Origin of the sequence: Streptomyces sp. NPDC048258 (genome assembly GCF_043201995.1) — a bacterium.
Taxonomy (GTDB): domain Bacteria; phylum Actinomycetota; class Actinomycetes; order Streptomycetales; family Streptomycetaceae; genus Streptomyces.
Genome location: NZ_JBICZH010000018.1, coordinates 121,922 through 134,359, shown reverse-complemented (window position 1 = coordinate 134,359; position 12,438 = coordinate 121,922). Strand labels below are relative to the sequence as shown.

Sequence of the window (12,438 nt, the reverse complement as noted above, 5' to 3'; positions counted from 1 at the left end):
TGCAGCACCCGCTTGCGCAGGAGACCGTGCACGCCAGCTGTTCTGACCAGGTGCGACATGCCGCCTCTGGCGTAATCGGCTCTTTGGGCCGGTTGGCGGTGTCAGGCTGTGCGGGTTGATCACTGTCGTGCGAGAAGCCCCGAGTGTACGGGCGGTGTGAGCGGCTCGAGTGGAGCCTTCGGTGACCGCCGGATGGATCCGATGGTGCTGGGGTGTGCGTCGGGTCCGTGGCACGGTGAGCCGGGATACGTGGCCGGGGCGTTGAAGCCACCAGTGCCGAGGGGATGGGAGAGCCGATCCCCATCCTGACGGGAACCGCCACGACCGGTGTCCGGCCACCGAGGCCGAGCACGAGGCCGCCGGGCGCGCACCTCGGGGAACATCCAACCAGTGGGTTTCCCGAGGCAGCGGGACGAAGGGATGCAAGCAGCGGTGACCGAAGGCGGGCGGAAGTCGAGCAAGTTCGGAGTGGACCGGTCGGAGGGGTTCGGTGAGCGGTTGCTGGGCGTGTTGCTGGACCGGGCGCACGAGATGCCGCCGCAGTTGATCGCCCCGCTCGTTGCGGAAGAGGTGGCCAGGGTCGGCGGCCGGGACCTCTCGATCCTCTTGCAGGACTACGAACAGATGCTGCTGGTGCCGCTGCCGGGCCGGCGGCTGACGGTCGGGGACCCCGAACCGGTCGAGGGCTCTCCTGCGGGCGCGTCGTTCCTGGGCCGCAGAACGGTAGAGGTGCCGCAGGACGGCAGTGTGCGGATGTATCTGCCGCTACTGGACGGCAGTGACCAGGTCGGGGTGATGGCCGTCACCCTGGACAGCGTCGATGACGACGACCGGCGGCTGTTGCGCAGACTCGCCGGTCTGGTCGCAGACATGATCGTCACCAAGGATGCGTACACCGACCTGTTCTTCCAGGCCCGCCGCCGCGCCCCGATGAGCGTGGCCGCCGAGATCCAATGGTCGCTGCTGCCCCCGCTGTCGATGACCGTCCCGCAGGTTGAGGTGGCCGGAATCCTGGAGCCCGCGTACAAGGCGGCCGGCGACAGCTTCGACTACGCCCTCAACGGCGACATCCTTCATGTGGCCGTGATCGACGCAATGGGCCACGGCCTGGACGCGGCGACCATGGCGACGGTGGCCATCGGCGCCTATCGCCACACGCGACGGGCCGACACCGGTCTGTCCCAGGTGTATGCGTTCATGGACCAGGCCATCAATGAGCAGTTCGGCCACGAACACTTCGTCACCGCGCAGATGATGTGTCTGAACATCACGACGGGCCGCCTGCAATGGGTCAATGCAGGTCACCCGGCACCGCTGCTGATCCGTGACCGCGCCGTGGTGGACCGGCTGGAGAGCCCGACCACATTGCCGGTCGGCTTCGGCGGTGAGCAGCCGGAAGTCAGCGAGCGGATGCTGCAACCCGGAGACCGGTTGCTGTGTTTCACCGACGGCCTGATCGAGGAGCACCAAGCCGGCGGGGAACAGTTCGGCGAGGAGCAACTCATCGAGTGGACCAACCGCGTCGTCCGTGACCACACCGGAGTACGGCCGGTGGTGCGCGCGCTCTCCCACGCGCTGAAACAGGAACGAGGCGGCATCACCAGCGACGACGCGACCATCTTCCTCATCGAGTGGCGCGGGGGCGACGCCGACCATCTCGCCACCCTTGACTGAGCCGCGTTCAGCTGGTCGAGATCTCCTCCATGAGGTCTTCGTCGCGGCAGGGGAGGCGGAAAATGGTCCAGGCCAGCAAGTAGTCAGCATCGGTCCCGATCATGTCCCGCCGTTGCTGACCTCGGAGACGGCAGCGGGGGAATTCGGCGGCCTCCCTCCCGCCCCCACACCGGAGACTGCGCGGGCGTTGAGGTGCCGAAGGGGGGCGGAGGCCGCCTGATCGGACCGGGTGGTGCCGGTTGAGCCTTCTCCCAGGATCAAGGCGTCGGCGGCCTCCGCCTGCCGGGCGGCGACCTCGGCCGAGGTGAGCGGTTCACCGCGATCGTCCCCGGCCGGACTGTCCAAGGGCGTGCCGGTGACCGACATGGCCGAATGGCTCGACACCGCGACCCCCCACCACATCACGTCACGGATGCTGCCCGAGCCCGCCAGGTGAGAGACAACGGGACCTTGGCAGGGATGGGCGGTCATGCCCGCTTTGGAAGCCCGGTGCGCGTGGTGATCTGTGTCGCGGGCAGCCTGACCGTGGCGCCGTGCGGCTACAGGCGGTCGATCCGGTCTCCCCGGCAGCGGTTGCGGGCGTCGAAGACGTACGTCGCATGGCGTTCCACCAGACCGTAGTCGAGGCCGTCGTGGTCGGTCAGGACAACGACTGCGTCTGTAGTCGCGATCTCCGCCTCGGTCAGCTCGACGCACAGCACCCCGGGCGGCAGCAACTGGGCATCGGCGTACGGCTCCACGGCCCGGACACGCGCGCCGCGCGCCATCAGCAGCTCGGCGACGGTGGCGGCGGGGGACTCCCGTACATCCCCGGTGTTCTTCTTGTACGCGAGCCCGAGCACCAGCACCCGTGCGCCGGCCAGCGGTCGGCCGAGCTTGGCGAGACCGCCCTCGATGCGCCCCACCACGTACTCGGGCATGTGTTCGTTGATCTCGTGGGCGAGCGAAACGAAGCGCACGTCGTGGTGGAGCTTCTGCCGTACCTGCCAGGAGAGATACGAGGGGTCCACCGGCAGGCAGTGACCGCCCACCCCGGGTCCGGGCGTGAAGGGCATGAAGCCGAACGGCTTGGTGGCGGCCGCGTCCACCGCTTCCCAGATGTCGACGCCGAGGGGCCCGGCGCACATCGCGAGTTCGTTGACGAGCGCGATGTTCACCTGCCGGAAGGTGTTCTCCAGCAGCTTGGTCAGCTCGGCGGTGCGCGGGGAGGAGACCGGCACGGTCCGGGTCACGATCCGGTCGTAGAACTCCGTGACGGCTTCGAGGGAGGCGTCGTCGATGCCGGAGACGACCTTGGGAGTGTTCTCCAGCTGCCAACGGGCGTTGCCCGGGTCGATGCGTTCCGGGCTGTACCCGAGCCGGAATCCGTCGCGGGCCCGGAGCCCGCTGCCCGCCTCCAGGATCGGCAGGAGGATCTCCTCGGTGGTGCCGGGGTACGTCGTCGACTCCAGCACCACGACCGCACCCGGACGCAGGAGCGGGGCGACCGACCGCCCCGCGCTTTCGACGCACCGCAGGTCCGGGGCGCCGTCGCGCAGGGGAGTGGGCACGGTGATCACGCAGACGTCGAAGGTGCCCGCGTCGGCGTAGTCGGTGCTGACCCTCAGCCGCCCGGAATCGAGCAGCGGCAGTAGTCGTTCATCCGGGATGTCCTCGATATACGAGTCGGCGGCCTCCAGTCGCTTGACGCGCTGCTCGTCGGTGTCCAGGCCGGTGACCCGGAAGCCCGCCTCCGCAGCACGCACCGCCAGCGGCAGCCCCACATATCCCAGTCCAACTACCAGAACGTTCCGTCGTGCTGAGGTCTCTGTTGATCCCATCTGACGTTTCTCCGATCTGCGTGCGATGCGAGCCGTGTTGGTCGTTACAGATTGTGACAAAACGGGCTATTTTGTCAGCGGCATATAACAGATGCCGTTCCGCATCACTCGGATACCGCAACCGAACAGGCGGCGTATGAATCCCTCGACGTACTTGATCACTGGCGGTGCCGGCTTCATCGGCTCACATCTCACCGACGCCCTGCTCGCGCAGGGCCATGCGGTCGTCGTGCTCGACAACCTCGCCACCGGAAGTGAGAAGAACCTGGACGAAGCCCGACGGAATCCACACTTCCGATTCGTCCATGGCTCCGTACTCGACCAGCTGCTCGTGGACGAATGGGTCCGCCGGTGCGACACGGTGATCCATCTGGCCGCCGCCGTCGGCGTCCGGCTGATCGTGGAACGGCCTCTCCAGTCCTTCACCACCAACCTCCGCGGTACCGAGACCGTCATCGAGGCGGCCCACCGGTATCGCCGCAAGGTGCTCGTCGCCTCCACCTCGGAGATCTACGGCAAGAACTCCTCGGGACCACTCGCCGAGGGCTCCGACCGGATCCTCGGCAGCACGAGCGTGGCGCGCTGGTCGTACTCCACCGCCAAGGCCGTCGACGAGATCCTCGCCTTCGCCTACCACCGCGAACTGGGCCTGCCCACCATCGTGGTACGGCTGTTCAACACGGTTGGACCGCGGCAGAGCCCCGCGTACGGGATGGTCGTGCCCCGGCTGGTGCGCCAGGCCGTCGAGGGGGAACCGCTCACCGTGCACGGCGACGGCACGCAGCAGCGCTGTTTCGCGCACGTCGCCGACGTCGTCGACGCGCTGCTGCGACTGCTTGCCCACCCGGACGCGGTCGGCAAGGTCTTCAACATCGGTACGAACGAAGAGACCACCATCGCCGGGCTGGCCGCCCGCGTCATCGCACGCAGCGCCAGCAACTCGGACATCCGGCTGGTCCCCTACCACCAGGCGTACGGCGAGGGTTTCGAGGACATGGAGCGCCGGCTGCCCGACACCGCACGCATCCGCAACCTCACCGGCTGGCGGCCGCAGCGCACCCTCGACGACATCCTCGACGCGACCATCGCCGAGGCGCGCGCCGAGCGCGTGCCGATGTCGGTGCCGGCACCGGCACCGGCCCCGGTGTCGGTGTCGGTGTCGGCCTGACCTGGTCTGAGAGGACCTTCACCGTGTCCTACGCGCTCGCGGCCGCAGCGACTGCCCTGCTGCTCACCGCCGTACTGACCGAACTCCTACGTGCCCTCGCGCTGCGGTGGCGACACGCCTCTGCCGGTCTCCTGGACCGGCCCGGCGCGCACAAGGCGCACACTCGCCCCACCCCCCATCTGGGCGGGGTCGCGGTGGCCGCGGGAACCCTCGCCGTGACCACCTCGGGACTGTGGACCGGGCAGGCGCCGCTGGGCCCCGAGGTCGGCACGCTGCTCGCGGTCGCAGCCGCCGTCGCCGTGCTCGGACTGCTCGACGACCTGCGGCCGCTGGGGCCCGGGGCGCGACTCGTCGTCGAGACGGGTGCCGCGGGTGCCGTCGCGTACGGCAGCGGACTGGGGCTGCTGACCGGGGCCCTCGCCGTGCTGTGGATCGTCTTCGTCACCAACGCCTTCAACCTGCTGGACAACTCCGACGGAGCAATGGGGACGGTCGCTGCCGTCACCGCACTGGGGCTCGCCATCTGCGCGATCACCGAGGGCCGTACCGGTCTCGCCCTGCTGCTCTGCGTACTGGCCGCCGCCCTCACCGGCTTCCTGCTGCACAACTGGCATCCCGCCCGGATCTTCCTCGGCGACTGCGGCTCGCTGTTCACCGGTTTCGTGCTGTCCTCCGCCGCCGTACTGCTGCACACCGGCGACACCCCGGCCCGCACCATGGGCGCGTTGCTCGCCTTCACCCTCGTCGTCACCGCCGACACCGCGCTCGTCCTCGTCTCCCGGCGCCGGGCCGGCCGCCGGCTGCTGCTCGGCGGCACCGACCACATCGCGCACCGGCTCCAGCGGCTCGGGCTGACGGTGCGGGGAACGGCCGTGGTACTGGGCGTCACCGCGTTCGTCGGGACGGTCATCGGGCTGCTGATCCACCACGTCTGGCTGTCGCCCTTTGTTGTACTGCCGCTGGCTGTCGCCACGCTTCTGGCCCTCGGCAGACTGCTCAGGGTGCCGGTGTACGGGGCCGGCGGGGTTGGCCGGCCTCGCCGACCAACTGGCCCGCGCCGGGGCCGAGGCCGCCGGACCGTTGGCAGACCCCGTGCTGCCAGGGCGATCGATACGGCAAGCAGGTGACGGGCAGGGACGTGCGCCTGCCGGCCACAACGCGCACGGACGTGTCCACCGGCCTGACCACCGTCCTGTGCGCCGGGGTTCCTGTGGCCGCTGCGACTCCGGCCGCCGCGGCCGCCGCGGTCGTCCGGCTCGCAACCGAGGGCGTGGCGGCCGACGTCCACCTCTGCAACGCGTACACCCTCGCCCTCGCCGACCGGGACCCGCGACTGGGTCAGGTGCTGCGGACCGCGACGCTCAACCTCCCCGACGGACAAGGGGTGGTGTGGGCCAACCGGATCGTCCACCGGAGCCGCTCCTTGCCACCGATGCGGGTGTACGGCCCCGACCTCTTCCTGGACGTCTTCCGAACCGGACAGGACGTGGGCCTGCGCCACTACCTCCTCGGCTCCACCCCGGCGGTACTGGAACAGCTGGGCGCCGAGCTGCTCGCCCGCTTCCCGCGCGCCCTGATCGTCGCCGCCGAGTCGCCGCCGTTCCGCGAACCGACCGACGGGGAACGGCAGTCGCAGCTCGACCGGATCCGCGCGAGCGGCGCCCAGATCGTCTGGCTCGGCCTCGGCACCCCCAAACAGGACTACGAGGCCGCCCGGCTCGCCGCCGCACACACCGCGGTGTTCGCCGCCGTCGGCGCCGCCTTCGACTTCGTCTCCGGCAACAAGCCGCAGGCCCCGCTGTGGATGCAGCGACACGGCCTGGAATGGCTCTTCCGCCTCTGCAGCGAACCGCGCCGGCTGTGGCGCCGGGTGCTGTGGGGGCATCCCCGTTTCCTCTGGGCAGCATACAAAGGAGCACGACAGTGACCCTCCTTCACCGTGCGCGCAGCGCCATGCAGCGCCTCGGCATCGATATCGCCCGCTATCCGGCAAGCTGGAGCGGTCAGCAACTCGTGCAGTTGCTCCGAAAGTTCGATGTCGGCCTCGTCATTGACGCGGGTGCACACGCCGGCGGCTACGGCACGATGCTCCGCCGCTCCGGCTACCGCGGCCGTATCGTCTCCTTCGAGCCGCTCACCGGCCCGCGCACGGAACTCCAGCGCAGGGCGGCGTCCGACCCGGCCTGGACGGTCCTGCCGTACGCGCTCGGCGACCACTCCGGCACCATTGTCATGAACGTCGCGGGCAACGCGGGTGCGAGCAGCTCCGTCCTTCCCATGCTCGAACGCCACCGCGCGGCCGCCCCGCACGCCGCCTACCTGAGCCGACAGACCGCCGAGATCCGCCGCCTCGACGAACTGTGGGAGCAGATCGTCGCCCCGGGCGAGCGGGTGTTCCTCAAGATGGACGTCCAGGGGTACGAGGCGCATGTGCTGCGCGGCGCCGGTCGGTACGCGAGCGAGTGCGTCGGCATCCAGACCGAGACGTCCTTCGTGCCCCTGTACCGGGACGGCCTGCTCTTCGACGACGCCCTCGCCCTCACCCAGGGCGAGTTGGGCCTCACCCTGATGTCCGTCGTGCCCGGGTTCACCGACCCGCGCACCGGCCAGATGCTCCAGTGCGACCTGGTGCTCTTCCGCGCGGACACCGCCGCCCAGGACTTGCGCATGCCGGCCCAGGCGGCGTGGGCGGCCCGATGAGAAGAGCCGTCGTCGTCCAACAGTACGTGCCGGGCTACCGCCTCGCCTTCTACGAACGCCTGACCCGCGAACTCGCCGGCCGAGACATCGAGCTGACCATCGCCCACGGCCGACCCTGGGGCAAGGACATCCGGCGCGCCGACGCCTGCCCCCTTGCCGGATCGGTCCTACTGCCGCAGCGCACCTTCCGCCTGGCCGACCGCCATCTCGTCTGGCGGGGCCTGGGCCCCCTCGCCCGCGACTGCGACGCCCTGGTCCTCGGGCAGTCCCTGCACAGCCTGGAGAACTACCGCGCACTGCTGAGCCGTGGCGGCCCACCCGTCGGGCTGTGGGGACACGGCGGGACATACACGCGCAGCCACCCGGCCCCGCTGCGCGCAGCCAAGCGCGCTCTGACCCAGCGGGCCCGCTGGTTCTTCGCCTATACGGAGACGGGCGCCCGGCACGTCATCGGCGAGGGCTTCCCCGAACAGCGGGTCACGACGGTCCGCAACACCGTGGACACCAGGGCCCTGGTCGCAGCCCGTTCCCGTATCCCCGGCACCGAACTCTCGGCCCTGAGGCAGTCGTACGGGCTGCGCCCCGGCCGTACCGCGCTGTACGTCGGCGGCCTCGACGCCGCCAAACGCATCCCGTTCCTGCTGACGGCGGCCGGCCGGGTTGCACAACTGCTGCCCGGCTTCAGGCTGCTCGTCGCGGGCGACGGGGCACAGCGACACCTGGTGGAGGAAGTCCAGCGTGCGGGCGGTCCCGTCGTGTACGTGGGGACGGCCACCGCTGAGGAGAAGGCCCGGCTCGGCGCTGTCGCCGACGTCCTGCTGGTGCCCGGCGCGGTGGGGCTCGCCGCGGTCGACTCGTTCGCGCTGGACACGCCCCTGGTCACCACCACCCACGCGGCGCACGGGCCCGAGTTCGAGTATCTGCAGCACGGCCGCAACGCACTCGTCGTGGATGGTGGCCTGGACGCGTACAGCGCGGCCGTCGCGGATCTGCTCACCCGGCCCGCACTCTACGACAGGCTGCTTTCCGCCTGCCGGACGGATGCCGAGCTGTACACGGTCGAGTCAATGGCACAGCGATTTGCCGACGGAGTGGAGGGTCTGATCGATGCCGGTACCTGAGAGCTGGTGGCGCAGTCGCAAGGTCCTGAGACGGCTCGGTATCGGCGCCGTCCTACTGTTCGCGGTGACGGCAGGTGCCGGCTGGCTGCTCTACCAGCGGATCGACGGCAACATCCGCACCGACGAGGCCGCCGCCCGGGCCCTCGCCGCAGACCACGGCAAGCGGCCCCGCCCCGCGCCCGGCAAGGCCCAGAACATCCTGGTGCTCGGCTCGGACAAGGAAGCGAACTGGGGCAGCGAACGCTCCGACACCGCCATGCTGATCCACCTCTCCGCGGACCGAAGCCGGGCTTCCGTGGTCAGCGTGCCGCGGGACCTGGTGGTGGACATCCCCAGCTGCCTGCAGCCGGACGGCTCCCGCAGCACTGCCCAGCACGCCCCGTTCAACTGGGCCTTCCAGTTCGGCAGGGCCGCCTGTGCGGTCCGTACCTTCGAGGACCTCTCCGGCATCCCGGTCGACCACCATCTCGTCGTCGACTTCTCCGGCTTCAGAAGGGTCGTCGACGCTGTCGGGGGCGTGGAGGTGAACGTGTCCGAGAAGGTCCGTGAGCCTGAGTACAACATCACGCTCCAGCCAGGCAGGCAGGTGCTGCGCGGGCAACGGGCACTCGTGTTCGTACGCACGAGGGTGGGCGTCGGCGACGGCAGCGACCTCCAACGGGTGGAGCGGCAGAAGCAGTTCATCCGGGAGTTGTTGACGAAGGCGCAGAGCGACGGAGTGCTGACCAACCCCACCAAGCTGTATCCGCTGCTGGACGCGGCGACGTCCTCTCTGGTGGCAGACCCCGGCCTCGACTCGCTGGACGAGCTCTACCGGCTGGTGAACAGCGCGCGGGCGATCCCCGCGAGCGGCACGCAGATCCTGACCGTTCCGAGCGTGGAGCACCCCGATCAGCGGGGCCGGTACACGATGGTCGAGGATCAAGCCGAGGCGTTGTTCCGGGCGATCCGCGACGACCGGCCGCTGCCGAAGGTCTACAACGCGTACGAGAAGGACCCGTCCGGCCGGTCCTTTCTGGACGGCTCCGACTCCTAGTGAGGTTGTGATCAGTTGCTGCTGGCGGCCCTCGACGAGCGTGGGTCGTTGACGGGTTTGGTGAAGGCGTGATGTGTACACGCCCTGGTGGCCGGGAGCGGGCAGCCACAGAGGGGTGCGGAATCCATGAGTTGAGTGGCGCCGTCGGCCGTCCGAGGGCCTGCCACCGGCATGGCACGTCTCTCCGCCACAGAAGATGCGATGTGTGACGCAAAGTGATTCGATGGACACGCGATGTCATCGTTTCAGTCGCGCGCACATACCTGGAGCCCGCCATGGCCCGGATCACCATCAACGGTGTGACCAGCGATCCGCTGAGGCAGTCCCACGCGCTGGTCAGCGCCTCGCTGGTCTCGGAGGACGCGTCCGCCTCCAACTATCTCCTCGTCCAGACCACCCGTATCCCCTCGGTGCAGGAGAGGGAGCAGCTCGCGGAGCTGGGCGTAGTGATCCATGAGTACGTTGCGGAGAGCACCTATCTGTGCGGGTCCCGGCCTGTCGACCTCGGTGCCGTCCGGGCCTTGCCCTTCGTGGCCTGGGCGGATGTTTATCTGGAGGGCTTCAAGATCGCCCCTTCGTTTCGGCCAGGCGGGTTGCAATCCGATCCGGCCGCCCTGGCCGCACCCACGGCGGCAGTGGATTCACAGGAGCATGCGGTCGATGTGGTGCTTCATGACGATGTCGATCCGGAAGTGGACGGTGTCAGACAGCGGATCGCCGATGCGGCCGGTGTCAGTGCCGATGACGTCCAGCTCACGAGGAACAAGATGCGTCTCACGCTTTCAGGAGACCACCTCGGCGCGCTGCGCTGCACTGGTGCACCCCACATGCTCCGCTCGGCCATACCCGGCTGGAGGCAGCCATGCGTCTGCTCAGATTGCTGATCGCCACCGCGTGCGCGGTGTTCGCACTGGCGATACCCGGCGTCGGCGCCGGCCCCGCCCAGGCGGCCGCCGGGCCGCCGCAGACCATACCGGCCCTGCGTCAATGGACGGCCGGCACCGGTACCTACACCTTCACCGACGCCACCCGCATCGTCGTCGACCCGTCCTCCGCCGCCCAACTGGCCGACGAAGCCGCCACGTTCGCCCAGGACCTGGGATCGCTGGCCGGTCGCAGCGTGGCCGTCGTGACCGGGAGCCCGGCCGCCGGTGACATCGGGCTCGGTCTCGGTGGCGCCGCCCTGCCCGCGGAGGGTTACCGGATGTCGGTCGCGGGGGCTCTCACCCTCCAGGCCGGGACCGACGCCGGCGTGTTCTACGGCACCCGCACCGTCCTCCAGCTCCTGCGCCGCTCCGCCTCGGTGCCGGCCGGCACGGCGGTGGACTGGCCCGCCAAGGCCGAGCGCGGGCTCATGGTCGACCAGGGGCGGAAGTTCTTCACCGTCGACTGGCTCAAGCAGCACATCAAGGAGCTGGCCTACCTCAAGCTCAACTACTTCCACTTCCACCTGTCGGACACGTACGGATTCCGTCTGGAGAGCTCCACCCACCCGGAGATCGTCTCCACCGACCACTACTCCAAGCAGGACATCGCCGACCTGGTCGAGCTCGGCCGCAAGTACCACGTCACCATCGTCCCGGAGATAGACACCCCCGGTCACATGAACGCGATCCTGGCCGCGCACCCCGAACTCAAGCTCAAGAGCAGCTCCGGCGCCGTCAGCAACGACTTCATCGACCTCTCGCTCCCCGGCGCGTACACACTGATCAAGGACCTGGTGGGCGAGTACCTGCCGCTGTTCCCGGCCCCGTACTGGCACATCGGCGCGGACGAATACAGCACCGACTACAACAAGTACCCGCAGCTGCTCAGTTACGCGCGCGCCCACTACGGCGCGAACGCCACCGCCAAGGACACCTACTACGGGTTCGTCAACTGGGCCGACGACCTGGTGCGGGCGGGCGGCAAGACCACCCGCATGTGGAACGACGGCATCAAATCGGGCGACGGGACCCTCCGCCCCCACCCCGGCATCATCGTCGAGTACTGGTACACCTACGGCCTCACCCCCCAGCAGCTGGCCGACGCCGGGCACGTCGTGGCCAACGAGTCCTGGACCCCCACCTATTACGTGCTCGGGGGCCCGAAGTCCGACACCAAGTGGATGTACGACACCTGGACCCCGGACCGCTTCGAGGGCGGCAACACCCTGTCCGACCCCGCGAAGAACCCCGGCTCGGTGATCCACGTCTGGTGCGACAGCCCCACCGCCGAGACCGAGGAACAGATAGCCGCCGGCATCATGTACCCGCTGCGCGCACTGGCCCAGCAGACCTGGGGATCGCCGAAGCCCGCGGCGACGTACGCCGCGTTCACCCCCCTCGTCGCGGCCGTCGGGCACAACCCCGCCTGGCCCGGCCCCGCACAGCCGGGCAACCTCGCCCTGGGCCGTCCGACCACCGCCTCCAGCACCGAGACGGCGAACTTCCCTGCGGCGTCGGCCACCGACGGCGACCCCGCCACCCGCTGGTCCAGCGCCTACAGCGACCCGCAGTGGCTCCAGGTCGACCTCGGCACCACCCGGAGCGTCGGCCGCGTCGTGCTGCGCTGGGAGGCGGCGTACGGAAAGTCCTTCCAGATCCAGCTCTCCGACGACGCCACCAGCGACAAGTCCGTTCTCCCCGAGCAGGCCGCCTCGGCGATCACGCCTTCCAGCAGAGCGGAGAAGACGCCGGCGTCCCGCCAGACTCGGAAGCGCCCGTAGACGGTGGCCCGGGGGCCGAACTCGGAGGGCATCTCCCGTCACTGGCCGCTGGAGCGGGACCGCCCGATCACCCCCTCGAAGTGTTCCCGCAGCCGTTCGTGGTACGGGCCGAACCTGCCGATCGGGAGGTTAGGCTCGATGAACTTCCACTGAGGATCTGTGAGTTGCCTGCGCGTCACGACCAATGTCCTACCGGGTTCCACCCCACGAGG

At 69.4% G+C, this 12,438-nt stretch carries 11 protein-coding genes and 1 pseudogene; 9 read left to right on the top strand and 3 right to left on the bottom strand.

Annotated features, from left to right (window positions below):
• Nucleotides 1-420 precede the first annotated feature (420 nt).
• The gene (locus tag ACGFYQ_RS32235; protein ID WP_393749713.1) at nt 421-1,674 is read left to right on the top strand and encodes a PP2C family protein-serine/threonine phosphatase; all 1,254 of its coding nucleotides are present in this window, start codon (nt 421-423) and stop codon (nt 1,672-1,674) included.
• 99 nt (nt 1,675-1,773) lie between these two features.
• Here ACGFYQ_RS32235 and ACGFYQ_RS32230 read toward each other — a convergent pair whose 3' ends face one another.
• Nucleotides 1,774-2,145: a hypothetical protein gene (locus ACGFYQ_RS32230; RefSeq protein WP_393749712.1), complete on the bottom strand. Its 372-nt coding sequence runs from the start codon at nt 2,143-2,145 to the stop codon at nt 1,774-1,776.
• Nucleotides 2,146-2,213: 68 nt separating this feature from the next.
• Nucleotides 2,214-3,494 (bottom strand): nucleotide sugar dehydrogenase, encoded by a 1,281-nt coding sequence (locus ACGFYQ_RS32225; RefSeq protein ID WP_393749711.1) that lies wholly within the window; start codon nt 3,492-3,494, stop codon nt 2,214-2,216.
• A 136-nt stretch (nt 3,495-3,630) separates the two neighbouring features.
• Here ACGFYQ_RS32225 and ACGFYQ_RS32220 point away from each other — a divergent pair, with 136 nt between their 5' ends.
• The 8 genes from ACGFYQ_RS32220 (at nt 3,631) to ACGFYQ_RS32185 (ending at nt 12,226) form a co-directional block, all read left to right on the top strand.
• Complete coding sequence (locus tag ACGFYQ_RS32220; RefSeq protein WP_393749710.1) at nt 3,631-4,662, top strand: NAD-dependent epimerase/dehydratase family protein; 1,032 nt, start codon at nt 3,631-3,633, stop codon at nt 4,660-4,662.
• A 23-nt stretch (nt 4,663-4,685) separates the two neighbouring features.
• A complete protein-coding gene (locus ACGFYQ_RS32215; protein ID WP_393749709.1) occupies nt 4,686-5,789 on the top strand; it encodes an MraY family glycosyltransferase in 1,104 nt (367 codons plus the stop codon).
• A complete protein-coding gene (locus ACGFYQ_RS32210) occupies nt 5,786-6,589 on the top strand; it encodes a WecB/TagA/CpsF family glycosyltransferase (protein ID WP_393749708.1) in 804 nt (267 codons plus the stop codon). The genes ACGFYQ_RS32215 and ACGFYQ_RS32210 overlap by 4 nt, the downstream gene beginning before the upstream one ends.
• On the top strand, nt 6,586-7,362 hold the full coding sequence (locus ACGFYQ_RS32205) for an FkbM family methyltransferase (RefSeq protein ID WP_393749707.1): 777 nt from the start codon (nt 6,586-6,588) through the stop codon (nt 7,360-7,362). Before ACGFYQ_RS32210 ends, ACGFYQ_RS32205 begins: the two co-directional genes overlap by 4 nt.
• The gene (locus ACGFYQ_RS32200; protein WP_393749706.1) at nt 7,359-8,483 is read left to right on the top strand and encodes a glycosyltransferase family 4 protein; all 1,125 of its coding nucleotides are present in this window, start codon (nt 7,359-7,361) and stop codon (nt 8,481-8,483) included. The genes ACGFYQ_RS32205 and ACGFYQ_RS32200 overlap by 4 nt, the downstream gene beginning before the upstream one ends.
• Complete coding sequence (locus tag ACGFYQ_RS32195) at nt 8,470-9,519, top strand: LCP family protein (RefSeq protein WP_393749705.1); 1,050 nt, start codon at nt 8,470-8,472, stop codon at nt 9,517-9,519. Before ACGFYQ_RS32200 ends, ACGFYQ_RS32195 begins: the two co-directional genes overlap by 14 nt.
• 275 nt (nt 9,520-9,794) lie before the next feature.
• The gene (locus ACGFYQ_RS32190; RefSeq protein WP_393749704.1) at nt 9,795-10,403 is read left to right on the top strand and encodes a hypothetical protein; all 609 of its coding nucleotides are present in this window, start codon (nt 9,795-9,797) and stop codon (nt 10,401-10,403) included.
• Nucleotides 10,382-12,226, top strand: a complete 1,845-nt coding sequence (locus tag ACGFYQ_RS32185; protein WP_393749703.1) for a family 20 glycosylhydrolase — start codon at nt 10,382-10,384, stop codon at nt 12,224-12,226. Before ACGFYQ_RS32190 ends, ACGFYQ_RS32185 begins: the two co-directional genes overlap by 22 nt.
• On the opposite strand, the pseudogene ACGFYQ_RS32180 reads toward ACGFYQ_RS32185, so the two are convergent.
• Nucleotides 12,118-12,405, bottom strand: a pseudogene (locus tag ACGFYQ_RS32180) (transposase); the annotation flags it as partial. The gene ACGFYQ_RS32185 and the pseudogene ACGFYQ_RS32180 sit on opposite strands and share 109 nt — an antisense overlap.
• Nucleotides 12,406-12,438 lie beyond the last annotated feature (33 nt).

Coding starts and splice junctions, on each gene's coding strand:
- ACGFYQ_RS32235 (WP_393749713.1), top strand. CDS start 421: ATGCAAGCAGCGGTGACCGAAGGCGGGCGGAAGTCGAGCAAGTTCGGA.
- ACGFYQ_RS32230 (WP_393749712.1), bottom strand. CDS start 2,145: ATGACCGCCCATCCCTGCCAAGGTCCCGTTGTCTCTCACCTGGCGGGC.
- ACGFYQ_RS32225 (WP_393749711.1), bottom strand. CDS start 3,494: ATGGGATCAACAGAGACCTCAGCACGACGGAACGTTCTGGTAGTTGGA.
- ACGFYQ_RS32220 (WP_393749710.1), top strand. CDS start 3,631: ATGAATCCCTCGACGTACTTGATCACTGGCGGTGCCGGCTTCATCGGC.
- ACGFYQ_RS32200 (WP_393749706.1), top strand. CDS start 7,359: ATGAGAAGAGCCGTCGTCGTCCAACAGTACGTGCCGGGCTACCGCCTC.
- ACGFYQ_RS32195 (WP_393749705.1), top strand. CDS start 8,470: ATGCCGGTACCTGAGAGCTGGTGGCGCAGTCGCAAGGTCCTGAGACGG.
- ACGFYQ_RS32190 (WP_393749704.1), top strand. CDS start 9,795: ATGGCCCGGATCACCATCAACGGTGTGACCAGCGATCCGCTGAGGCAG.
- ACGFYQ_RS32185 (WP_393749703.1), top strand. CDS start 10,382: ATGCGTCTGCTCAGATTGCTGATCGCCACCGCGTGCGCGGTGTTCGCA.